General features: G+C 32.0%; 22 protein-coding genes, 2 pseudogenes and 1 other annotated feature. Of the genes and pseudogenes, 7 read left to right on the top strand and 17 right to left on the bottom strand.

What is annotated here, in order from left to right; all coding sequences use genetic code 11:
• Positions 1-56: 56 nt before the first annotated feature.
• Entirely contained in the window at positions 57-1280 is a 1224-nt protein-coding gene (locus tag V7S50_RS14560; protein ID WP_242253468.1) for a methyltransferase domain-containing protein, read from the bottom strand.
• A gap of 676 nt (positions 1281-1956) precedes the next feature.
• Between V7S50_RS14560 and V7S50_RS14555 the strand changes: the two genes are divergently transcribed.
• Together V7S50_RS14555 and V7S50_RS14550 are read left to right on the top strand one after the other, a co-directional pair.
• Complete coding sequence (locus V7S50_RS14555) at positions 1957-2373, top strand: VOC family protein (protein ID WP_242253466.1); 417 nt, start codon at positions 1957-1959, stop codon at positions 2371-2373.
• 772 nt (positions 2374-3145) lie between these two features.
• Positions 3146-3478 (top strand): DUF1904 family protein, encoded by a 333-nt coding sequence (locus V7S50_RS14550; RefSeq protein WP_242253465.1) that lies wholly within the window; start codon positions 3146-3148, stop codon positions 3476-3478.
• A gap of 173 nt (positions 3479-3651) precedes the next feature.
• Here V7S50_RS14550 and V7S50_RS14545 read toward each other — a convergent pair.
• The 4 genes and pseudogenes from V7S50_RS14545 to V7S50_RS14530 form a co-directional block, all read right to left on the bottom strand.
• A pseudogene (locus V7S50_RS14545) lies at positions 3652-4258 on the bottom strand (IS4 family transposase); the annotation flags it as partial.
• A gap of 252 nt (positions 4259-4510) precedes the next feature.
• On the bottom strand, positions 4511-5380 hold the full coding sequence (locus V7S50_RS14540; RefSeq protein WP_242253463.1) for a DUF421 domain-containing protein: 870 nt from the start codon (positions 5378-5380) through the stop codon (positions 4511-4513).
• 353 nt (positions 5381-5733) lie between these two features.
• Positions 5734-5913 (bottom strand): small acid-soluble spore protein H, encoded by a 180-nt coding sequence (locus tag V7S50_RS14535; RefSeq protein ID WP_242253462.1) that lies wholly within the window; start codon positions 5911-5913, stop codon positions 5734-5736.
• A gap of 214 nt (positions 5914-6127) precedes the next feature.
• Positions 6128-6691 carry an undecaprenyl-diphosphatase gene (locus V7S50_RS14530; RefSeq protein ID WP_242253460.1) on the bottom strand — a complete coding sequence of 188 codons (564 nt, stop codon included), beginning with the start codon at positions 6689-6691 and terminating at the stop codon, positions 6128-6130.
• 514 nt (positions 6692-7205) lie between these two features.
• Between V7S50_RS14530 and V7S50_RS14525 the strand changes: the two genes are divergently transcribed.
• Positions 7206-7826 (top strand): DUF2238 domain-containing protein, encoded by a 621-nt coding sequence (locus tag V7S50_RS14525; protein ID WP_336376444.1) that lies wholly within the window; start codon positions 7206-7208, stop codon positions 7824-7826.
• A gap of 229 nt (positions 7827-8055) precedes the next feature.
• Positions 8056-8364: a hypothetical protein gene (locus V7S50_RS14520; RefSeq protein WP_242253457.1), complete on the top strand. Its 309-nt coding sequence runs from the start codon at positions 8056-8058 to the stop codon at positions 8362-8364.
• A gap of 368 nt (positions 8365-8732) precedes the next feature.
• Here the strand turns inward: V7S50_RS14520 and V7S50_RS14515 are convergent.
• Positions 8733-9530 (bottom strand): annotated as a pseudogene (locus V7S50_RS14515) (alpha/beta fold hydrolase).
• 428 nt (positions 9531-9958) lie between these two features.
• Positions 9959-10906 (bottom strand): DUF3994 domain-containing protein, encoded by a 948-nt coding sequence (locus V7S50_RS14510; RefSeq protein ID WP_242253456.1) that lies wholly within the window; start codon positions 10904-10906, stop codon positions 9959-9961.
• Positions 10907-11462: 556 nt separating this feature from the next.
• Here V7S50_RS14510 and V7S50_RS14505 point away from each other — a divergent pair.
• Complete coding sequence (locus V7S50_RS14505; protein ID WP_098557408.1) at positions 11463-12035, top strand: DJ-1/PfpI family protein; 573 nt, start codon at positions 11463-11465, stop codon at positions 12033-12035.
• 172 nt (positions 12036-12207) lie between these two features.
• Here the strand turns inward: V7S50_RS14505 and V7S50_RS14500 are convergent, their stop codons facing one another.
• From V7S50_RS14500 to V7S50_RS14460, 9 genes are all read right to left on the bottom strand, one after another.
• Complete coding sequence (locus V7S50_RS14500; protein ID WP_242253455.1) at positions 12208-13014, bottom strand: DegV family protein; 807 nt, start codon at positions 13012-13014, stop codon at positions 12208-12210.
• A 199-nt stretch (positions 13015-13213) separates the two neighbouring features.
• Positions 13214-13720, bottom strand: coding sequence for a DUF3189 family protein (locus V7S50_RS14495; RefSeq protein WP_242253453.1), 507 nt, complete (start codon positions 13718-13720; stop codon positions 13214-13216).
• Between the two features lie 256 nt (positions 13721-13976).
• On the bottom strand, positions 13977-14570 hold the full coding sequence (locus V7S50_RS14490; RefSeq protein WP_242253452.1) for a GNAT family N-acetyltransferase: 594 nt from the start codon (positions 14568-14570) through the stop codon (positions 13977-13979).
• Between the two features lie 4 nt (positions 14571-14574).
• Entirely contained in the window at positions 14575-15597 is a 1023-nt protein-coding gene (locus tag V7S50_RS14485) for a serine hydrolase domain-containing protein (RefSeq protein ID WP_242253451.1), read from the bottom strand.
• Positions 15598-15694: 97 nt separating this feature from the next.
• A complete protein-coding gene (locus V7S50_RS14480) occupies positions 15695-16933 on the bottom strand; it encodes an MFS transporter (protein WP_242253450.1) in 1239 nt (412 codons plus the stop codon).
• Positions 16934-16997: 64 nt separating this feature from the next.
• Positions 16998-17256 (bottom strand) — a binding site (T-box leader).
• A 175-nt stretch (positions 17257-17431) separates the two neighbouring features.
• Positions 17432-19570, bottom strand: coding sequence for a penicillin-binding protein (locus V7S50_RS14475; RefSeq protein ID WP_242253449.1), 2139 nt, complete (start codon positions 19568-19570; stop codon positions 17432-17434).
• Between the two features lie 316 nt (positions 19571-19886).
• Complete coding sequence (locus tag V7S50_RS14470; RefSeq protein WP_242253447.1) at positions 19887-20486, bottom strand: undecaprenyl-diphosphatase; 600 nt, start codon at positions 20484-20486, stop codon at positions 19887-19889.
• A 252-nt stretch (positions 20487-20738) separates the two neighbouring features.
• Positions 20739-21728 (bottom strand): zinc-binding dehydrogenase, encoded by a 990-nt coding sequence (locus V7S50_RS14465; protein ID WP_242253446.1) that lies wholly within the window; start codon positions 21726-21728, stop codon positions 20739-20741.
• A 171-nt stretch (positions 21729-21899) separates the two neighbouring features.
• A complete protein-coding gene (locus V7S50_RS14460) occupies positions 21900-22412 on the bottom strand; it encodes a GrpB family protein (protein ID WP_242253445.1) in 513 nt (170 codons plus the stop codon).
• 127 nt (positions 22413-22539) lie between these two features.
• Here V7S50_RS14460 and V7S50_RS14455 point away from each other — a divergent pair, with 127 nt between their 5' ends.
• The gene (locus V7S50_RS14455; RefSeq protein ID WP_242253444.1) at positions 22540-23421 is read left to right on the top strand and encodes a protein kinase domain-containing protein; all 882 of its coding nucleotides are present in this window, start codon (positions 22540-22542) and stop codon (positions 23419-23421) included.
• 89 nt (positions 23422-23510) lie between these two features.
• Positions 23511-24779: a sensor histidine kinase gene (locus tag V7S50_RS14450; RefSeq protein ID WP_063223498.1), complete on the top strand. Its 1269-nt coding sequence runs from the start codon at positions 23511-23513 to the stop codon at positions 24777-24779.
• Between the two features lie 92 nt (positions 24780-24871).
• On the opposite strand, the gene V7S50_RS14445 is transcribed toward V7S50_RS14450, so the two are convergent.
• Positions 24872-24979 (bottom strand): YjcZ family sporulation protein, encoded by a 108-nt coding sequence (locus V7S50_RS14445; protein WP_000120182.1) that lies wholly within the window; start codon positions 24977-24979, stop codon positions 24872-24874.
• Positions 24980-25006: the final 27 nt, after the last annotated feature.

Genomic DNA, 25006 nt, shown 5'->3' with positions numbered 1-25006 from the left:
CAATCGCAATATGTACTATTTGAATAGTTTTAAGGGAAAATAAATAAAAGATGGGGTTAACCCCATCTTTTTCCGAAAAATGAATATGTATAAATTTCTTCTCCTTGAACAAAGAAATTCTCGTACTTTCCGCCTCGTTTCAAATAATCTGAAGTACTTTCATCAATCGATTGAAACTGTAGATTTTGTATTTCTTTCGTTACTTTTGAAATTGTAAAATTTGCCCGAAAGTTATTTGTAATTTGGCTATTTGAGCTGAAATTTTTAAATAAAATAAATAAACTTAATAAATAACAATCCGTTTTAAAAAGCGGATTTAATTCGTGAAGTAAAAAATTCTCATGCTCAAAACTATAATTGCTTGTACCAGAGTGATCAATTACAATATCAACAGACCGATTTTGAATAGGGATGTTCAAAAAATCCGCACAGATAAAGAGAATATTTCTTCTCGGATTTCTTCTCGCTATTACATCTTTTAAAAATATAAGTTTATTGAAATCTCGATCCACTGCAATGTATAGGCAATCTTCTGGTAGTTCTTCATAAATGTTTCTCAAAAAGAATCCAAGTCCCGAACCTATATCCAGTATTAATTTGTTATTTAAATCTAATTCTATTAGTTTCTTTTTCGCCCATTCACCTTCTCTATGCATATTTTCCAAATATGCATTATCAGTTTCATAAATATAATCCGAAATAGTATCTTCAAGTGACGTTTGCTCATTTGCTTTGAATAATTTATCAGCAGTTATAATTCCTGAAGTAATATTGTATTCTTTACCACAATTACAAATTAACTTCCCCTCTGTAATTTGATTGTTATTAATAATTCCATCTTGAAGAATTAGTTTTTCATTACACTTAGAACATGTAAGTAAATGTAATACACTTAAATCTACCCCTATAATTGAATTAGAAGTTTCATTTGTTAATGATAAATCATGTAACACTCTCTTTAATTTATCCCGTTTCTTCTCCAAAATTTCTATTTCCTGTTCCATCTTGTCATATTTCAGTTTAAATAATGATTGGTAAAAAGTATCTTTTTCGTAATTCATAGATTTCGCTAAATTTTTATAAAAAAATAGTCCTTTAATTTCATTCAAGCTAAATCCTAGATCTTTGTAATGTAAAATAAGTTCTAAATCTGTTTGACAATACTCATCAAAAAAATAGTGTCCTCCCTTTTTTTCAGGAATAATGAGACTGAGATCCATATAATGTCTAATCGTATCAATACTTATGTTATTTACTTCTCCAAACTTACCGATTTTCATAATATCCCTACCATTTAAATATTTTTTTATATAGATTTCTATTTTTATCTTTAAAAATCCTTTCACCTTTTTTATCAACATTATTTACGGAATGAAAAAATGGTATTATTTATATTGGTGTGCCTAATAATATAACATGTAAATTTTGGTTTTATGCATGTCAAATTATGAGTATCAAAATTATTAAACCTCAATAGATTTATTATTTTCTACTTAATGAAATGTACCTATAAATGGACATTATAGCATTACTTTATTGAACTATTAGAGTAGGATTCTGTAGAAGATTACATAGGGGTAAAGTGATATGTTCTGTATTTTAAAGGGAACCTCCTTTCTTAGTTCTATCGACCTATGCATTTTTTTATACATTCCTATCCTGGCACGGTTTTAGGGTTCTTTTTTGTTGTTGAATCAACAAAAAACTGTATTAAATCTTGCATACTCCTAAGGGTCACTATATATGTGTTAAGTAATAATACAATTGTTTAATTACAAATAAAATTGTTACATTTACAATAAAGGTGTTTAAAAATGTCAGTCATTTTATTCGGTTAAAGGGACAGTTTCTTGAATAATAGAAAGGGATATTCATAAGTAAATCGAAGTTAATTCAGAAGCTGTTATTTAGTATAGCATCGGGACGTACTACTCAACATTAAGGAGGAAATCGATTATGAGTGACACACAGACATTACGAGGATTAACCACAGTCAGTTTTTGGACGGATGATCTAGCAGCGGCAAAGAAGTGGTACGCCGAACTGTTGGGCATCGAACCTTACTTCGAACGTCCAGGATATACCGAGTTTCGTCTTGGTGATTACCAGCATGAGCTGGGGCTGATTGATAGCCGCTATGCGCCCGATGGTCCAGCGACCGGACCGGCCGGTGCTGTAGTGTACTGGCACGTCGATAATGTAACAGAAACTTTCAAAAATCTGCTGTCTATGGGAGCGAAAGAATACGAGGCACCCACAGAGCGTGGCGAGGGTTTTATTACTGCTTCCGTGGTCGATCCCTTTGGGAACATCTTAGGGATTATGTACAATCAGCATTATTTAGAGGTTCTGGGTTCGACTAGAAAAACGTAACTTCACAGTTCACCGAGGCTTGGTAAGTTGCACTGTGGAGGATAGCGATTATTTATGCAGATATGCAGTTGCAGCTGTCTCGAGTTATGTGATGCTTACCTCAATTGTTCGAAATTCTGCTACTACTCTGGAGACGAAAAGAACAAGAAAAGTGAAAAGGGTTTCACGAGGTAATAGTAAAGGACTATTTTAGAATAGAGCACGTTTGTACAATAACACTTAGATTTAAACAACTTTATTGTTGCATTTTTAAGTGTAGTAAAGTATTTCACATCAAAAATTAAAAGACTTTATTTTAACCCCTTCTTAAAGTCAGAACGGGGTTATACGTGTTTTAGATATTAAAATTAAATAACGTTATTGTCATTTTACAATATGAACGCTACGTATTCGACTTTCTCAATGACCAACATTACTTAACGTGGTAAAATAGTATTCGGATGGGAATCCAATGTTATTAAAATTAAAGTGGTTATCAAGTCGGAGGAAGGCACCTTAGGGTGTCTTTTCTTTTTAAAATATATAAGCGCACCATCCCTTTCCTAATAGAGGCCTCCCCTCATACCTCCTTACAGGGAGAATGATAAGGCTTTTTTATTTACCCAATTACCAAGCTCTCATATGTTTTAAATAGTTACAATACATGTATTGCTTCAATAACATATGATTATTCTTAAGAATGTCATTGAAATGTACCAATAGATGTTAGTGCAGCAAAATAAATTGTGTTATGATGTGAGCAAATATAAAGCTATCTAACGGAGGGATTCATATGCCGCATGTTGTGTTTCGTGGAATTACTACTGAACAATTAAAAAGCATAAGCAAGCCATTAGTAGAAGAGCTTGCAGAGATTTGTGAGTGTGGTACGGATAATTTTACCTTAGAACTACCAAGTTCTACGTTTGTATTCAATGGAGAAGAAATAAAAGCGTTTCCTCTTATTGAAGTGAAATGGTTCGAGCGTGGACAGGAAATTCGTAATCGATTTGCCAAGGCCATTACTACATATGTAATGAATTTTGGACTTCCAGAAGTAGAGGTTGTATTTACGGTTTTCACAGAATCAGCGTATTATATTAACGGGAAGCATTGTGCAAGTTAGAGCTATTTGAAAGATTTTTGTAACATTTATAAGGGGTAGAACCACATCGCTATCAAGCTAAGCTTATGTAACTTCAATATATAAGCGAGATTGTTTCTTTTTTCGAAAGTCTATATGTAGATGCTTTAAAGATTTGCATACAAAATAAACCCTGATGGGTTTCCTTTTTTGAATTAAGCCGCTTGATTATCAGACACAGTACAATTGTAAACGACACCTAATATATCAAAGACTGTTTTCTTCTCATACCTATGAGATTTTCGCCCGTTTTGCTGTAGGAGGTTGAACAGACGAATTAGAATCTTTGATAGCTCTTGGGTGTCTTTCTGTATAGCTTGGAAAAGAAGAAGGAGTTTGTCCTGGTTGAAGAGAGTTCATTACAACCTCCATATCTATCTGGATATACTCTGTACCTTCCTTGATTCGGCCATCTTGAAAATAATCAGGGTTGGGATTTTTTTGATACATACGTGTATTTGATTTAATACGAGAGATATAGTAAGCCTTTTTATCTTGTATATGTTGAAGATCTTTCAAGTGAAAATAACCTAAATCACGGATACATAAATCATTCGCTGTCACAGTTGGGACACACAGGGAACCATAGGTTCGATCATGTTGTTTACCTGGACCTGTATGAATATGAAGGAACTGTCCACTTAATAAATCATACTCAAGCTGAATCTTTATTCCCGCTGTATGACTGCATCCTCCTGCACCTGGATAAACGAATGAAAAAGGATCTGGAAGTTGAAATGCAGTTGTATCTAGGATGCGAATACCCTCCTGGTAGCTTCATGAGATGTAATAATTGGCGTTTAAACTTAATTTCCAGTAAATAGCCTTTTTCAACTAACAGAGGCGTTAATTTAATATCCAAGTATTGTTCTAATTCTTCAGTGTTACCTTAATCTGTGTGCCAATTTCAATATTTTTTGTATATCCGAAAAATTATAACATATCATTAATTTATGTAAGACTATCACTCAAAAATCACCAGTCCAAAAAGGACGCTTGTGAGAACGTCCTTTTTTATTCCTTTAGAAGGTAGGTTACCTTGTTTAAAATAGCTTCAATTTGTTGTGCATTTTTACTATACATTTCGCTTGCTGATTTTGACTTTGTTTCTAAGGAAAATAGTTCAAGATCAGCATGACATTTTTTTAAAGATGCTAATAATAAAGGTTTGTTTTGAGGAGAAGGCATTTGTAGTTTGTCATTATAAATGTCGATAGTAAGTTGTCCGTATGAATCCACTTGACCGAGAAAGACATTTTCAATAACAACACCGAGCTTTTCTAGTTCGGAATGCAACCAAGCGCGGTTATGCCCGCTTGCTGAAAGAGGTTCATCTAGTACATTGCCATCCATAATAACAGTTTGTGTTTCCTTTTTATTTGGCACTTTCAAGCCAATATCTTTTGCTGTTAGTGGTTGAGATTCTTTCTTTAATAATACATTTAATTCTCCGCTTGGTTCTAAGACAGCAAATTCTACTTCGGATATACTAAAAGCTCCGTTTCCTCTGAGAAGTTCAAGTAATTCATCACTGGTATACTTTTCTTTCTTTAAATTATCCTCAAGTATTTTTCCATCCTTTATTAAAACTATAGACTTACCTTCAAAGAAATCTCTCGCGGCTTTGTTTTTTAAGGAAAGAATTCCTACGAAAAAAGGTACCGAAGCGAAAATAAGTATGGCAAAGACGCCATGGAAAATTTTTTGGTTTAACCCCGTAGATACTTGAGCGGCGATACCACCAATTGTCATTCCAGCTACGTACTCGAAAAAGGAAAGTTGAGAGATTTGCCTTTTTCCTAAACATTTTGTGATAGTAAATAAAACAATTAATATGAATATAGAGCGGAGAATGACAAGTGCCCATTCGGGTAGGTAAGACATAGTAATTTCCTCCAGTCTACTTAAAACCCTTTATATTGAGGTTCTTCAGGTTCTAATACAGAAACCCTATCCTTTAAATCAGCAATGCATGTTTTTACATTTTTCTGGTGCCGTTGGAGGTACATTGTTATCACTAATTTAAATAAGTCATTTATTTAGTAATCTCTACCATAATTTAGTAGTTTTTTGCTTTATTAAAGTGGATTGTAACCACCAATCAAAAATATTTTTTATCCTTATTAACCTAATTAGCTAGAAGAAAATAGAAAATAAGATTACTCAAACATACAAACACCACTGTAAGTGGTGCTTGTATGTTTGAGTAATTATTTATTGAGGTAACATATAAACCATTAATGTTCTATTAAGTTGGATAAAGGGATTTCTTGTTCATTATTAGGTTCATTAAGAGGATATATTCTAGCTGTTTCATTATTTTCAGCCACATTTTGAATATAAATTGGAATTCCATTATACGTTACATTAGCCATGACTGGTGAAGCGGCAATCTCTTGTGCTCTTTGTTTGTTCATTATAATGACCTCCTTTTGATTTGTAACAGTCATAATATTTACTTCAAACCACTTAAGTATTCTTATTACTTAATAATAAGTAAACAGGGAGCAAGTTTTAATAATTAAGGGATTGGCTACATTTCTGTAGTTTATTCCAAAATATATCTCAAGAAAAAGTTACTTTAGTAAAAAAATGTGAAAGATTATGTACTGAGATTTATCAAAGATATCGTCAGAAATGTTTCAAATCTACAAAAAATATTTTTCTATATACATTTATAATCCAGGTAACAAAAGAATTAAATAAATATGAAGTATTGCCAATAACTATACTGGTTAAGATTCCCATAAAGGCACTTCCTATGATATCAAATGGATAATGATGCCCTAGCCAGATACGTGAGAACCCTGTCAAAATTGCTAAAAACCACATGATCGATCCAAATAAACGTTCACGAAGTAAGACAGAGGTTGCTAAGGCAAATGCTACGGCGGTATGTTTACTAGGAAATGAAGAATTATTCTTTGATGGAATAAGTAAACGCACACGGTGTATAACAAACGGACGAGGTTTAAAATAAAAGAACTGGATAAAACGGTTTATACATAATGAAAATACTACTGATACCCCTGCAAATAAAATAATTTTTTTGTAAGAATTGTTTCTAAACCACATTAAGGCTAATAAAAAAATGTACAGGAATCGAGTCTTTTGTGAAATAAATATCATAAATGTATCTATGGTTGAATTACGACCAGCTAGACGATTGATAGCCCTAAACATTTTGTAATTCATGCAGACGCTCTCCTTTGTTTTTGAAATGTTTATATAAATATAATGCCCTCACAAAAAAGAAATATGTAGTGTGCATGTCCTTTCTTATTATTCTACTCGGTATAAATAGATAAATAATATATAGTTGCAAATCGAACATGTTTAACGTGATAATGCTCCTCCTACTGGTTATGTACATTTTTAGTTTAGACACAAAAATTTATAGAAAGCACACTTCCCTATATTCTCTTCGCATTCTTAACTTGACATTGATATAGAGCTACACCTTTTAGAGCAGTTTACGCAGGCTGTAAATGTTATTCTTATTTAAAAATAATAGTTAAGTTTAGGTACGCGAATCATGCTGTGAATATAGCTATTTTCTTTGTGAATATCTACTAGGCAAGATCACTTTCCTTATTAAAAAAGCTGTTCTTAAGTGTAAACTAAGGCAAACAGTTCTAAATACTCTGTATACGAAACTACGATTTTTCAAATACTTTAAGTAGAAAGTCTTTCAATAGGAGTGAAAAAAGTGATAAGAGACAAAAGTAAAATGATTCATCTATTTTTATTATTAATTTTTACCACAGTTTTTATATGGTCCGTTATTAAGCCTGCAAGATACTCGACATGGGCAGCGGAAGCTATTCCTGCCGTTCTCGGTCTAATCATTATAATTGCAATATACAATAAGTTTCGCTTTTCCACTCTCTCTTATATCATAATTGCAATACTAGCCATTATAATGTTCATCGGTGGTCATTACACATACTCAAAGGTTCCACTTTTTAATTGGATAAAAGATGCTTTTGATTTAAATCGGAATCACTACGATCGATTTGGACATTTGATAAAAGGTTTTTTTACAATTGTGATAAGAGAAATATTATTACGGAAAACTCAACTAACCGAAGGTCCTTGGTTAGTTACGATTAGTATAAGTATTTCGCTTGCTATTGCTGCATTATACGAAATCATCGAATGGTTAACTTTTAAAATAGCAAAGGGAGGAAAAGGGGCAAAAGACTTTTTAGGTATGCAAGGCGATATATGGGATGCACAATGGGATATGTCACTTGCCTTAGTAGGGTCGATTCTTGCGTTACTCACCCTTTCGACATTACATAACAGATTATTAAAAAAGAAGTCATAAAGTTCCAATCTAATAATACATAACTTTTCATCTCCTTTTTGAATTTTTTATAAAACTATTTTGCACATTTCAGTAAAAAACACTTAGGTAATATTAGGAGGTTCCGATTTAAAAATCAAGAATTATTAGTATAAGTTGGCATCATAAATTTCTATAAAATATCGCATCATAAATTATGTGAAATTGAACCTAGTGTTTCTTTTTACGATTTTTTTACAGGGGGACAAAAATGAATATTCTTAACTTTTTGATTTCATTATTCAATTCTAAAAAAATAACCCAACAAATGTTTGAGTTATTAGGAAATAAAAAGAAGAATAATAAAGAATGGATTTGGGCTTCTTTACTAGGATTAGGAACAGTTTTGGGATTATTAGCAACACGTAATTCAAGTATGATGAGACCTATGAAACATACGTTCCAAGGTTTTCAAAATAAAACAAGAACATTTATTCCATCCAAAGTAAACTTGGCAAATATAGAGTTTGCTGATGAAATTAAGCCTATCACACAGAAGAAACAAAGTAATCCAAACTAGTAACTGTTACTATTAAAAGACAACAACCCTATAAAAAGCAGATAGCCGGTTTCTTGTTTTACAGGAAATCGGCTAATCTGTTTTAATACGTAAAATTTTCTTTTTTGGATATGGTGATCCGAATTAATTTTTCAACATCCCCACTTGTTAATTGTTATGTATCTTCCTCTAACTCATACCTTCATTGTCCATTAGGTTCATGGGGTACTTTTTTAAATCTTCACTTTTAGAAATCCCCTATTTCCACAATTTCATTTCTAATTGATTTACTGCTAATCATAATTTTTTTAAGCTAGAAACAAAACTTATACCGTTATCCTTTTTGAAAATATAAATTTCAAATCCCCTTTAGGATTTGAGATAATACTTTATGATTTAAGAACTTCTTTAAGCACCTTAGAATGAGTACAAACAAACTGCTCAATCATTTGATTTAACTCTGTAGCCGCTTTTGTTGGTATTTGATGTTTTGCACCAGTAATAAATCTTAATTCATTACATGGCAATTCTTCATGTAGTAAGTTTGCATGACTATAAAAAGTTTTGTCATTTTCTCCATAAACCAACAACACAGGTAGATGAATGTCTTTAAGTTGATTGGTACAATTATATTGCAAACTGTAGCGATAATATTGTTCAATATTTTTGGCATTACCTTTCCGAGCTTCTCGAAACATTTTTTTGAATAATTTATTTGTATTTGAATTCCCCTAAGAAATGGAAAATGCTAAAAATGAAATTGCTCTTGCTTTCGCCAATTGGACACCAAGAGAAATCTTATTTTTTAAATAGCCTTGACGCACTTCTGACATTCCACCTATTAGAATCCCACCTAAACTATTTTCGGGATATGTTAATAAAAATTCCAAGGCAACTGAGCTTCCTGTTGAATACCCACATACAAAAGACTTTTTTATTTCCAAATAATCCAGTAAACTCTTCATATCTTTAGCAATTAGTGAATACGTAATTGGCTGACTTGAACTCTGACTGTTGCCATGTCCTCTAACATCAAAAGCGATTACTTTAAAATTTCTAGATAATTCTTCTAGTTGATATTCAAAATTTTCACAAGTAAGTGTAGGTGGGTGGATAAAAATGATAGGCGTCCCTTTTCCTTTTACTATGTAGTAAAGGTTACACCCCTCTACATCTAACTTTGGCATGTATTCAATCACCTCAACAATTTATAATCTCTTAGTAAAAGCTACTTATTTCATAAGTATTTCACCCTTAATAATTTGTATAAAAAGAAAGAAATATACTCCCTTTCTCTTTTGTTAAAGGATTCAATATCCATTTCCCTCTTCACAAAACATAAAATGTTTAAAAAAGTTCATTTAATCAACGAAACATTCTAAACATTTAAGACAGATATATAGCTGTTTCGCTAGTCACTTTTGGAATAAAGCTTTTAATATTTTTTATTCCTGCATAGCTCTCCTCAACTCGCTTATACTATAACTGTAACTTAAGCTTAATGAATTAAAGAGAAAGCGGATTTGTTTCTTTGATATAAAAAAGGCACTTACTGAAAAAGTAAATGTCTTTTTTGAATGAATTAAAATCAAATAGCGTACATACTTTGCATGAATTACTTACGTTTTTCTGCTTGTAGACTGTTTCCCTTTGCGTCTGTCATTTTGAACGAATTGTCTTTAAAGGAATCAACCTTGTAGTCTACTGCTACTTTTAACTGACTTGTATCAATCTTATTCCCGTTTTTTACAACTTCTTTCGCCGTTAAAGATACTTGGTTTTTTTCTTGAGTGTAGAACCAGCTTCCTTCCATATGGTTTTGCTCATAGGGTGTTTTACCTTTGTCATCATAAGCGATATATGTACCATCCTCAAGAAACTCAACTGCTTTGATGAATTCAGAACCTTCATAGCTGCCCCATTCCCCTACTAACTCTTTACCACTTATTGATAGTTGCACATCTTTATTACTAAGAGTAGAAGTATCAGAAGTTGAAAGACTATCAGTTTTAGAGTCAGAGTTATCCTTAATTTCATTCGTTTTACCTACTATCGCATCTTGAATTGGCTTGTAACCAGATACCCAAAGTTCAGAACCTTTTTTTAGTAAGTCTTTTGAATTTACTGCTTTATCCTTAAGTTCTTTCTCGTCTGCTTTCTTGTCTGATGTTAATATTTCTTCTTGAATCGAATATGCTTCTTTATAACAATCTACTGCTTTTAATATGTCTTTATGGGCATCTCGATACTCTACTGGCGGTTCAATAGTATCAAACTTCTTAATGATTTTCTGTATATCCTTTACTTGTGCTAATATTTTCTTAGATACTTCATTATCACTGGTTGTTCTATCCTTTGCTGTTTCAGACTTTTCAGTGACTTTCTGCAAGAATTCGGTAGATATAGCTGTTATTCGATCAGGATACTTGTCTTTCGATAACTTCTCTTTTGTTTCTGCTTTTGATTCCACTTTTTCTTTCGGCTTTGCATCTGTTTTCTCAGATCCACAACCTACTAATAGCATAAATGGTACTGCAAGCGTAACTAGTTTCTTTACTTTCATATTAACCCTTCCCCCTTAAAACTAAAAAGATACATACCTATGCATATAAAAAGATATATCTTTTATATGCTGTTGGTTAAATTTGGATGAACGAATATTATTTTATATTGAAAAAATAAATACGTCAAAATTATTTTACAAAAATTATAAAAATCATATGATTTATTGATTGCTGGCAATTTATATATATATTAGTAAGCTAATGAAACAAAGCCCCCCTAAAAAAGAAAAATGTGTTTCTATCTGTAAATTTATAAGAAGGATGACGGTTTTATTTCTATTTGTATGTGTGATTTCCTTTAGAATTTTAAAGATTCTCATCCCCAATACCTTACAAGTTATTGCTACAGATCTTGGTTTTGTACAAAAAATCGCTAACCCCCCTTTCATACGCATGGAATATACAGGGATTTATAACTTAATATAGAACATAAAAAGGAGAAGTTTATATTGTAAATAAAGGGACATACATATGGAGTTAGAATCAGTTGTTAAAGCAATTTTTTGTTAGAAAATTTAATTGGTAACGTTAACAACAGTAATGGGGGAGTAGAAAATGAAAATTGCAATAGTCTGTTTCGATAACTTTACTGATATAGATGTTTTTCTACCATGGGATTTATTAAATCGTGTACGTTTAGTTGGCGGTATTTCTGATTGGAATGTCCAACTATTAGGAACGGAAAAAACTCATATTTCCATGTCTGGTTTGCGTATTCCGATGACAGGAAGCCTATCTGATATTCCATCTGCTGACGCTGTAATATTTGCAAGTGGTAAGGGTGTACAAGATTTATATAAAAATCAAGAATATCTTCATAGCATTCATGTAAATCCTCAAAGACAATTAATAGGATCTATGTGTTCTGGTTCACTACTATTAGGAGCTAAAAAATTGTTAACTGGCAAAAAAGCAACTACATATCCATCCGCAGTAGAACAACTTAAAGAATTTGGTGTAGACGTTATTGAAAAAAGTTTCGTAAATGAAGGAAATATTTCAACTGCTGCGGGTTGTTTTGCTGCTCAAGAACTCTCAGCTTGGATTATAAGAACCCTAATTAATCAAGAAATGGTTGATATTGTACTAGAAACTGTTCAACCAGTAGGCAAAGGGTTATATTTTTAATTTCAAATCAAGTCAAGGGATTGCGCTTGCTCCCTAAAGCGATAAAATAAAATTTTTGTTTCGAGTTAACACAAATTTCGTTCTAAAGCGCTATAAAACTTCCACCTGATGGCGGCGTGGTGTGCACCATTTTTAAATAAAAAAACCCGCGAATTATTCACGGGTTTTCTTCTTAATAACTAATTGCTATTGTACCTTCACCTGCATGAACCGCAAATGAAATTGGTAATGGATACAGTTTAAAATCCATTTCTGGGAATGATTTTTTAATATCTGTAATCCATTCTTCAGCTCCATCTTTATCGTTAGCATGGAACATATGAAGTACTCTTGGTAACTCTTTTTCAAGTTCATTTTTAATGTATTCTCGACATTTTTGGATTTTGCGAACTTTCTTTTCAAGTAAAAGTTCTCCACCTTTTACTTCTAATATTAAGTTGACACTTAATAAACTTCCAAGTAAAAATTGAACTCCCTTTACACGTCCACTTGCATAAAGGCCTTTTAAACTTTTCGGGAATACGTGGAAAGGTCTTCTTTTTTCATCTACTAATGTTTTGTGTATATCTTGTAAAGTCATACCATCATTGTATAACGATTTCGCTTTTCTAATTAGTTCATCCATTGGATAGCTTGTTGTTTCACTATCTAATACCGTTAATGGGAAACCTGCCATTTCTGCAGCTAATTTCATGTTTTGATAGGTTCCACTTACTTTTCCGCTAATAGCAACTGCAAATCCCTCTTCATATTCTTCTTTGCACTTCGAAAATAAATCTACCATTTCCCCTATGTTAGGCTGTGATGTAGTGACAGTTTTACCTTCGTTCAAAGCATTATAAACGCGCTCACGCACACCTTCTTCACAATCTTTGTACGACACACCATCAATAATAACTTCAATTGGGATAACAAAGTTATCTCCTTCTGTTGTAAAACTCGCAGTTGTACTATCAGTAATCCAAGCAACACGCTTCATGTTGTTCCTCCCTTAATTCAATTCCTCTTTTCTAATTTTTCTATATATTTATGTTATGAAAAGAGAATATCCCTGTAATAGTAACAGGACTTTATTGTTTTGGCTATAGTAGATAGATGATAAATGTGAATATTTCTTGTCTTTTTCACAAATTAAAAAGAAAATCAAGAAATTTGCTCGATTTTCTTTTTATCATACATTATTTAAAAGTTTCATTATCTAAAATCACAACATAATCATTTGTTAATCGTCCGGCTTCTTTCGTATAACTAACAAGTCTTTGTACATTATCACAACTAAGTTTTGCTCCCCATACAAGTAGTGGTACACCAATAAAGTCAATATGAAATCTTCTAGAAAACAGACCGCCAAAAGTCATTGGTAAAGGCACTGTTGGTGATGTATTAGAAAAAATAATCTTTTCATGACTTTGATAATGCTTTTGCAGAATTTCTCCTAAATGCTTCATCGCAGGTACAACGACTTTTGATGCGCCGCATCCAATTGTATAAACCGGGTTACCATTTTCATCTATTCCATGAAAAATAATTTTCCCCATATCTTCAGTTTTCAATTTATTAAAGTATTCTACATTTAATATTTCTTCTTTTGTTAGCTTGCGATCCGTTGGTAATTTATTTAAATGATAAGCTGCAGCGAGTGCAGTTGAATGTGTTCCGCCGAAATCTGTGTAAATGAATATCATATTATCATCCCTTGTTATAAAAGTTCAATGTTATTTAGTATTACCGTTCACAGCATTGATAAACAAGTGATGAATGTATTTACACTTTTTTGTTAGTTTATTATATATTTTTCGATTATACTACCATCTATTAATTACGTTACATAATGTAATAGTTATTAGTATTATTTACAAAAGTAAACAGACGTATTTTTGACTCGTACGTCTGCTATCATCTTTATTCAAAACAAATATATCCTTTAACCCGTATGAATTGTTAACTAAAATACTTTTCAAAACAAAAACAATCATGAACCCGTTTAAATTGTTTTCTTATGTCTTCTTTATTTTCACCTGTATAATGAGCAAATGTTTGAACTGGATATAACTGATCTATATTACTTTTCATTACACCTTTCATCTCGTCAGTATGATCGCTATATACGTGTAAATAGGAGTCTACGTTTACAAATCCGTTCTTTTCATACCATCCATGAACCCATAAATTGTCCCTAGTCCATGCTTCCAGGCGATTTAGGTTATGTTCTTTTACTAACTTTTCTGCTTTATATAATAGTTGATCACCCATTGTCCTTCTACGAAAATCCGGATGAACTGCAATATGCCAAATCATACCGCCAAGGCCAGTTCCTCTTGAACAAACTGTACGTTCTTCTAATTCATATTCGATATCTATTAGACCCACAATTTGATTTTCATATACAGCTACTAATTCAATAGCAGGATGTTCATATTTTTCTTTCTCTCTAAACACATTATCGTAATAAGCTGTATCTAAAAAAGATAACACACGACAACGTACCCAACCGGTTTCATCCTCTTTTTTATACGCTCTAATTTCTATATCCATATAATTAAAAAGCTCCTTCTATTTCTTTCATTAATTTTTCGGGTCCCGCCCCTTTATTTGACGGAATAACTAATGTAATTCCTAAGTCTGGATATACGGCTGAGCGAAAACTGACGCCTGGATCATATCCCATTACATGATATTTAAATACCTTGTTATCTCTTGTTTCAATCCATACTCCATAGCCGTAAGACTGATTCTTATTTACTTGAATGTGAGGAGTTAAAAGTATTTTTGTATATTCTCGGCTTATGATTTCATAGTTAAATAACGCTTCCCAGAACTTCAGCATGTCTGGCGCAGTAATAAAGGCTCCACCATCAGAACCACCTTTTATCGGAATAGAGTAAGCATTTGTTCTCCATGTCTGGCTAATTTCATCTTGTATATATCCAATTGCTGTGTGTCTTGGTAATCTATCTAAAGAAAAATAGCCAGAATCATTCATATCGATTGGTTTAAATATGTTTTTTTCTATATACTCCGTAAATGTAAGTTCTGTCTGTTCTTCGATTATTAATCCAAGTATGATAAACCCTGCATTATTGTAGTGAAACTTACTTCCTGGTGCAAACATCATATCTCTGTTTTGAAATAATGGTAAAAAGTCTTTTAAACTTTTTAATAGATACATAGGAGTTTCTTTCCAAAGATCCTCAAAGTTATCCAAAATACTTTCATCAAAATAATCTGGAATACCCGAACTATGCGTCAGAAGGTGATGTATTGTAATATCTTCATTGAAATTTGGGAATTCAATACTTAAACAATCTTTTAACTTTGTATGAAAAGTAATTATACCCCTTTCAACAAGTTGACAGATTCCAATTGCTGTGAAGATTTTACATCCCGAGGCAATTCCGAATCTAGTTTGTAGTGTATTGTTTATACATTCATTTCGATTTGCATAACCAAACGCCTCTTCATAGACTAAGCTTTTTTCCTCTTTCACTAAAATTACCCCTGAAAAATCTATATGCCGATGTATTTCTTTTACAATATTGTCTATTTGATCTTTTGTTTTCATTATAAAAATCACCCTTGTTCATCAATATTGTTCACCCTTCTTATATTTCCATGTATAGGAGGGTGAACCCTCCTATATAACACCGTAAATTCTAAAACTATTTCGAATGTATTGACTCAGAAGAATGCGCCTTAGAATGTGAAGGTAATAAAGTAAACACACACAATATGATAGTAATAAGTAGCATTACTAAAGATCCTATAATAACTACAAGTTGTATAGAAATAAATTGGGTTGCAACTCCAAACAAAATCGTAATTAAAATGGTGATACCTGCAATAAATAAGCCATATATGCCCCCAATCCGTCCCATTATATGGACAGGGACATTATTTTGATAAAAAGTGTTAAACCCTGTATTTGCATACGCCATAGAGAAAGATAAAAGAAAGAATCCAATTGCAGCCATTAAAAACTCATTTGAAAAAGCATAAATTATATAACCGATTGCGATGAATACTGATCCTATTCCAATTAAAAATGAAGGTGTTAATTTTTTTGATAAAATTGTATTTGTTATTGCTCCTAAAATAAAGCCGGCTCCAGCGATACTAACTAAAAAGCCATATTCACTATCTGTTAACAATAAAACTTCTTTTGCAAATGACAATTCAAGTGAATCAGTAGCGGCCACTAAAACCATCATTCCTTGAAATAAGAAGTACACAAAAACGATATATAAAGATTTTTTACTGAAATTTAAAACGATGTTCCAATCTTTTTTTAGTACAGCTAAAGATAACTTATCATTTGAGGTAATAATATCAGGTTTTTTATCAAGATTAGGTAACAGTAATGTAATTACTCCTGATAAGAGAAATGCTATAGCATTCATATATATAGCAAACTCTGATGTATTTGCTATTAACAATGCTCCCGCTATCGATGGACCAATTACAGAAGCACCAGATCCTATTAAACTACGCAATGAGTTGAAACGTTGTCTTTTCTCAATTGGAATTAATTTAGTCATATATGTCATAGCAGTTGGTTCATAAATCGCACTGGCCATACTTATAAAGAATACGAACACATAAACCATCCAAAGTGATGGAAGTAAAGGTAAAATAGCGATAAATACCGCGCGATATATATCGAGGTGAATCATTAACTTCCGTTTATTTAAACGATCAATCATACTTCCTGACCAAGCGTTTGTAAATAAAGCGGCTAATGGTTTAATTACATATAAAGTAGCAACTGCTAAGGCTGAGCCACCCATATGATAGACAAGTACATTCAGTGCTATTAAGTAAATCCATGCCCCTAAATTCGCAATACCAACTCCGAACAGTAGTAATAAAGGATATTTCCAATTTTTAAGTAAGTTTTTCATTTTAGGCCCCGCTTTCCAAATTGTTTTAAACCAATAAAAAAATCCCACCCCCAAGACTTTTAGTCTTAGGGACGAGATTTATCATCGCGGTGCCACCCTAGTTTGTTAATATGTCACCATATTAACCTTATCAGGTACTGCATTTTGATTCATGCTTATACCTTATCTCTATAACGGGAGCTCCCGTCACACCATCCCCTAATAATAGGTTCCGATGCGCTGCTCAGAGGCTTGGTTCAATAAAGAATTTTTACTCCTTTTCAGCTAAATGGAGCTCTCTGTGAAAAATTCATTTTATTTACTCTTCTCTTCACCGCATTTATTTTTTCCATATTATCACAATTACTTTTAACTGTAAATAAAAAATAATCAGATATTTAGTGATACGTAACTGTTAATTCTCTTATTTATTATTTTTTTCTAAAAATTACGGTGCGTGAAATTACTTACATCTATAAAAAAGAGCCTATTGTATATAGACTCTTTACATTGCCCAAATTAATTTGTATTCGCCTCTGCTAACGGTTGTAATGGTGGTTCTAATTCTAGTTCTAATATATCGCCTTCTTGTATATCTTGTCCCTTTTCAATGCTTTGACTCGTTACATAGCCTGTCCCTGAAGTTTTTAAATCTAATTTTAATAGTTTAGAGAAATACATAACATCACGCATGGACCAACCTTTTAAATTTGACATTTTGGGGTTGCTTCCTAATAAAAATATACGATCCCCTTCACTCATTACTTCACCAGACTGCGGATATTGTTTTTTGATTTTTTCTTCTCCTAAAATTATCGGCTGGAGTTTCTCTTTTTTTACACTATTCTCTACTGCATCTATTGATTGGTTGACATAATTTTGTACTTTTAATTGAGATCGTTTCGTTGCATCTGTCATTTGTTGTTCTGTAAATGGTTTCACTTTTAAATATTCAAGGCTATTTTTGATAACTGGTTTAAATATTTCAGCAAGCGGCTGAGCTCCATACTCGTCTCCCTTTAACTTTGGCTGCTTAATAGCTAAGTATACAATTAACTCTGGGTCATCAATCGGAGCCATACCTAAAAATGAAAAAATATAATTTTCTTTCCCTTCCATATATCGTCCATTTTCAGGATTCGGAATTTGCGCTGTTCCTGTCTTACCTCCAATTGGATAACCATCCACTTTATACATTGTACCGGTCCCTTTTGAAGACGTAATAACACGTTCCATTAAGTCTCTTACCTTGTTCGCTGTCTCTTTTTTTATCGGATTCCCAATTTCTTTCGGTTGATTTTCCATAATAACTTGTTTGTTTGTTGGATTTACAACTTTGTCAACGATATATGGTTGCATCATTTTCCCATCATTTGCTATAGCAGTAGCAGCTTGGATTAATTGAATAGGAGTTACTGTAGAACCTTGTCCAAAAGAAGTTGTGATTTGTTGAATTTGTGTACTTAATAATAAAGTATTTTTACTTTCACCAGGTAAATCTATTCCGGTTTTTTGGTTAAATCCAAATTTATTCATATATTGCTTAAATTTATCGGGTTTTAATAACTGATCTTCTAAAATAGAAAAAGCTACGTTTGATGATCTTTCAAAGCCTTCATCAAATGTAATAGATCCCCATCCAAATCCACCATTATGATCTTTTATATCCGATGAACCAACGGAATATTTTCCGGATTGAAAATATTCTTTCCCGTTGTATACACCTTCATTAATTGCAGCAGCTAACGTAAATATTTTCATTGTTGAACCTGGTTCATATGCATTTGCGATTGGATCATTTAAAAAGTATTCAATATCGCCTTTATTAGGATTAAAACTGGGTTTACTAGACATTGCTAAAACTTTCCCTGTCTTTGGATCCGCTATGATTCCTACTAACATGGAAGGATCATAGTGCTCTTGTGCCTTATTCATCGATTCTTCTAAAAAACTATTAATTTGTTTATCAAGCGTAAGGTAAACGTTATTTCCATTTTTAGCGGGTTCTATTTTCCCTATATCATTTGTAAGCGGGATACCTCTTCGTGCTCCTACATATTCTATTTCCCCATTTGTCGAGCGCAAATATTTATCCAAACTTTTTTCAAGTCCAAATTTCCCTTCTGTATTTCCTTTATCGTCTGGTCTAGCAAAACCAAGTATATAAGATGCAAAATCTTCATTCGGATACACTCTTGCTTTCTCTGACATAAAAGATACACCCGGGATTTTTAATTTTTTAATTTGTTCTTTCTTTTCTCTAGATAAATTCCGACCAACTTTTCCAATTTCAACTTGCGTACGCCCCTCATGAAAATTTTTTAGCACATCTTCTTTATCAATTTCAAGCGCATCAGCTAATTGCCCTGCGGTTTCATCTTTATTTTTCACTTTATCTGTTCCTTTTAAATTCACAACAACACGATACGTTGTGGAATCTTGGACTAGTACCTTTCCAGTTTGGTCATATATTGTGCCACGATTTGCTTCCAAAACACCATTTTTATTATGTTGTTCAGTTGCAAGATCCTTGACGTTTACATTATGCACGACCCCTACTGCTTGAATATAAAATATACGCAAAATCATAGTAAGAAACAAAATAATAAAAGCAACCATAAAATACCGCGCGCCTTTATTCGTTTGAAGTTTATGCATATTTCGCTCCTTTCTTTATTAATTGATACATGCACAGATGCGCTTTCAAATAAGTAATTTTTGCTTTCGATACTATATGTTTCGAAGTTTTCTTATTAATTCCTTTAAAACAATGTGAAACTAGTTATTGTTATTTTATTAAAATACTTAAAATACAGTACGTGAAATTTAAGAATATTCATTCTTTTTACTCTTACTGCCTAACACTCGAATTATTATTGCAAGCAATCTATTCACTTGTATACAACAAAAAATCCTCCTCTGGATTTCCAAAGGGGGATTTTTTTCCTAATCTATAAAAGGCTAGTTATAAAATTTAAGCTACATGGTTATATTTCTCTAAAAAAGGAATTCGTTTCGCTACGAGTGCATACACCTTGAAAACAAGTTTTGCAATTGGTTCAAATATACGTTTTTTCTGCAACAATAAACTGCTTGTTATAATTGTTATTACAGCTGCACCCATTACATCTAAAGGGAAATGAACACCTACATACAAACGTGATATACAAACTAAAACCGCCCATAAAAGTGCAATATATCTTAACTTTTCTCCTCTAAGAATAAAAATAAATGCAATCGATAATACAAGTACAGAATGATCACTAACAAAAGATGAGTTTTCTGCATGTGGTACTAATTGATTCACATCATATGATACAAAAGGACGTGGATGATAATATACTACATGAATAAAAACATTTACTAGTAATGCAATTATTACTGAAAGTGTCGTATACAACACTGTATATTGTTTTCTTATCGCATTCTCTTTCTTTCCGTTATGAAACCATAAGATAAACATGAATAGAATAGCCACATATGCAGCGCTATTTGTAATAGCAATCATTACCTCATCTAAGAGCGCAGATGTACCTGCTAAATTGTTTATCCATTGAAATACTGTGTAATTCACATTACTCTCTCCTTATAATTTCTTGTTTTACTTGAAATAAAGATACAAGTTTACTTGATTTACACAGTATACAACATTTACACACATTTAGATTTTCACTTTACTATTTTTCATTTGACAATTATGTAACTATTTATATGGATTAAAGATATATATAGTTGAAAAAGCTTTTAAATCAAATGATCCACAAACTATAAGTGTGTATATTACATAACATATCCATATAAAAACATTGGTTATTAAATCATATTTTTATTCTATACGTAGAGCGATATTACCGAACTGTTCTCCCTGTTCCATACGGCTCAACGCTTGAACTGCTTCTTCTAACGAATAAACTTTATCCATAATTGGTTTAATCTTATATTTCTCTATAAACTTAATCATTTCATTAAATTCCTCACGGCTACCCATAGATGTTCCCATAATATCAATTTGATTATAAAATAACGCTCTTAAAGGCAATTCTATTTTATCTCCTGAACTTGCACCAAAATTAACAATTCTTCCATTTGGTTTCAATACATCAAAATAGTTTAAGAATGTTGCTGGACCTATACTATCGATTATTAAATCTACTTTCTCTCCTTGTAAAATCTCTTCCCAATTTCCAGAACTATTAAAAGAAAAGTCTGCGCCATATTTTTCTGCAAACTTTCTTTTGTTCTCAATCCTTGAAGTAACACTTACTTTTGCGCCAATTGCTTTCGCAAATAACATGGCAAATGTCGCTACACCGCCGCCTATTCCCGGAATTAAAACATGTTCTCCACATTTCAATCTACCCTTTGTAAAAAGTGCTCTAAATGCAGTTAACGCCGATAAAGATAATACGCCAGACTCTTCCCAAGTAAGATATGACGGTTTTGCTACTACATTTTCAGCTGGCACAATCACATATTCAGCAAACGTCCCATCTCTCGGTCCACCTAGCACCTCTGGTAACTCTGGTACTTCGGCAATATTTTCCCATCCAATGCTAGGATTTATAATAACCTCGTTATTTAATAATTTTTTTGAAATACCTTCTCCGACTTCTGTAACAATTCCTGAACCATCTGACCCTATTACTAACGGCAGATCCATTTCTTTTCTATTGTTTATAATAAATAAATCCCTATGATTTAATCCTGCAGCTTTTAACTTTATTTTTACTTCACCAGCATTAGGATTTGTTTCAGATGAAAATTTATATTCTAATCCCTCTGCCCCTTTTTTATATTGATGTACAATTGCTTTCATTGCTTAATTCCCCCTTAATATTTTCAATGTACTAGAAATATCGAAATAAATAAACTAATCTGTCTCCAATAATTAGAAATAATGTATATCGTTATGACAAAATAAAAAATCCCTTCCTATAAATAACGTAGGAAGGGATTTTAAAAATTTTTCAGATAAGAATCTGTAATATTAAATTTTTTGAGTTTTGGCCAATTCTAATATCTTTTGAATAAACGGCGCTTTTGCACTTGTATATGAAACTCGATCAAAAGGATATGTAGCTGCAAGTTTCTCTTTTAATTCTCTATATTCATTACGTGCCCATTCATGTTTTGTTAGAAAGTCTCGAAATAAAAGATTATTTTTCCATTCGTCACTATTATAAATATAAACGTGCAAATGATGGGTACCCGCTCTCCATTTTCCCTTTCTAAAAAAGCGCCAATTAGTTGATTCCTTTGGTACATACTCATATCCAATTTTTAATAGATCACCAATCCACTTTTCGATAATTTGCAAATCCGTTACACCAATCATCATATCAATTAGGGGTTTCGCTCCTAATCCTTGTACGGATGTGCTCCCTATGTGTTCAATAGCAATACATTCTCCTCCGAATAAAGAAATAAATTTCTCCTTTTCTATTAAATACTCTTCATGCCACTCTTTTTCATATGGTTTAATAACGATTTGTTGTTCCATTTTATTCACCCTTCTATAAGTACTCATCATTATATTTATAAAATTCCATGTGAGTAACATAGGATTTTTACAAAATATGTCGAATACTGAAATATACAACTTAATTATAATAAATGTGAGGTATATTATGGAAGCTAAACCAGTTGAAATTCAGTTGAATCAAATAACATTCCAATTAAAAGAACATCATAATTTTGATTGGCTATTGAAATTAGGAACCGTATTTGCAGTTTTTGACCAGCAAGATTCAGGTAATATAAGTTTTGGTGTAGAAAAAAATGGGCATAAGAAATTCATTAAATACGCAGGGGCACAAACAATTGCATACGAAGGAACAATGAACGACGCTATTGAACGATTAAGAAATTCAGTTTCCCTATACGAGGAATTAAAACATGACTCGCTTATAAAACTAATTGAACATTTTCCAGTTCAATCTGGATATGTATTGATTTTCGATTGGTTTGATGGTGAATGTCTTCATTCGCATTGGAGTTTCCCGCCTCCTGAGAAATATAATAATCCAAAGTCTCCATTTTATAAATTTAAGCATTTATCTGTTATGAAACGAATTCAATCCTTAAATTCCATTTTTTCTTTCCATACGTATGTCGAAAAGAAAAACTATGTAGCAATAGATTTTTATGACGGTAGTATTTTATATGATTTTCATACAAATGAGACGAAAATTTGTGATATTGATTTATATTCTAAAAAACCATACGTAAATAAAATGGGAAGATTATGGGGTTCCTCGCGTTTTATGTCTCCTGAAGAATTTGAGCTAAACGCTATGATTGATGCGAAAACAAATGTATTTAATATGGGTGCAATGGCTTTCACAATTTTAGGGGGTGGAAAAGATCGCTCCTTTACAAAATGGGAAGCAAGTATGGATTTATATGAAATAGCGTATCGCGCTGTAAATGAAAACCGAACTGAACGATATGCATCAGTTGAAGAATTATATGAAGAATGGGTAAACGTGGCAGATACTAAAAAAATATAAACCTATATTATTTAATCAAATATATATATTATACTATAATCATGTATAATATATATGAAAAGGAAATTCAAAATAATGAGGCAAATATTATGGACTTTGTTTATATTAATCAAAACGTATTAAATAATCTTCTTTACATTTTAATTAGTATCTTTATTTTTTATTTTATATATGATAGCGGGCACTATTTGAAGAAATATAAAAAACTACTTATTATACTTTGTACGAGTATCCCTCTTATTTTATGTATGCGCTATCCTATCTATATGGATGAAAATTGCATTCATGATTTAAGACAAATACCAGTTATAATAGGTACACTTTATGGTGGCTTCCCTGTCGGTATCATATTGTTTGCTATTTTATTAATTACAAGATTTTCATTTTATGGATTTAGTATGTTAACAATACTAGTTTATGGCACAATGTTTATCATTACAGCATTCGCATCCGCAAAATTTAATACGTATAATAGAAAAATCAAAGTAGCTTATACAATGTTTTTAACATTTTTTCTAGGAATATTTACAACTGTAATTGTATTAACTTTATCAGATTTTGAAGTGAATAATTTGTACATTATTTATTTCATAATATTACCAACTACTTTAATGTTGTTTGTAGTTTATTTTAATGAAGTTTTAAAAGATGCAGTATGTATGCGATCGAAGTTGATTAAAATGGAAAAAATGGAAATTGTCAGTCAACTAGCTGCCAGTATATCGCACGAAGTAAGAAATCCCTTAACTGTTGTAAAAGGATTTACTCAACTTTTAAAAACACCAAATTTAACTCCAGAATCAAGAGACGAGTATATTAAGCATATACTTGAAGAATTACATCGTGCCCAAGGAATAATTGATGATTATTTAACGTTTGCCAAACCTGCTTCAGAAAAATTAGATGAGATTTCAGTAGAACAAGAGTTAAATCGAGTGATTAATATGATCTTACCTTTATGTAATATGAATACAATACATATTACAAAAGATTTCTCTACGGCAACAATAGTTGGAAATAAACAGCACTTTCAGCAATGTTTTTTAAACTTAATAAAAAATGGTATTGAAGCAATGCCTAATGGTGGCACTTTAAATATCTCCTCATCTATTAGTAATAATAAAGTTATAATACGAATTGAAGATAGCGGAATTGGTATGTCACAAGAGCAAATAAATCGATTTGGCGAACCGTATTTTAGTACAAAAACGAAAGGTACAGGTTTAGGTACAATGGTTGCTGTTAAGATTATTGAAACGATGCAAGGTAGTTTAAAAATCCGAAGCGTTGTTAATAAAGGTACCACTTTGACAATTACATTCCCAAAATGTAATCAGAACTCATCTGAGAACAAATAAAAAAGGAGCATAATTGCTCCTTTTTTATTTGTTTCGATACATAAGTATCTTTTATGTTTTTTTAGTTTACATTTGTGGAGACTAATTAAAAATTAGTACCCTCCGCCCCAGCAGCTGCATCCAACGATAATTAACAAAATAAATAATACAACTAATAAAGCGAAACCTCCACCAAAACCACAAGAACCACCGTAACTCATATTTTCTCCTCCTTTTGGTTTGAAAAC

Source organism: Bacillus sp. CCNWLW194 (assembly GCF_037120585.1).
In the GTDB taxonomy this organism is placed as follows: Bacteria; Bacillota; Bacilli; order Bacillales; family Bacillaceae_G; genus Bacillus_A; species Bacillus_A basilensis.
This window is presented reverse-complemented; position numbering and strand designations above follow the sequence as displayed.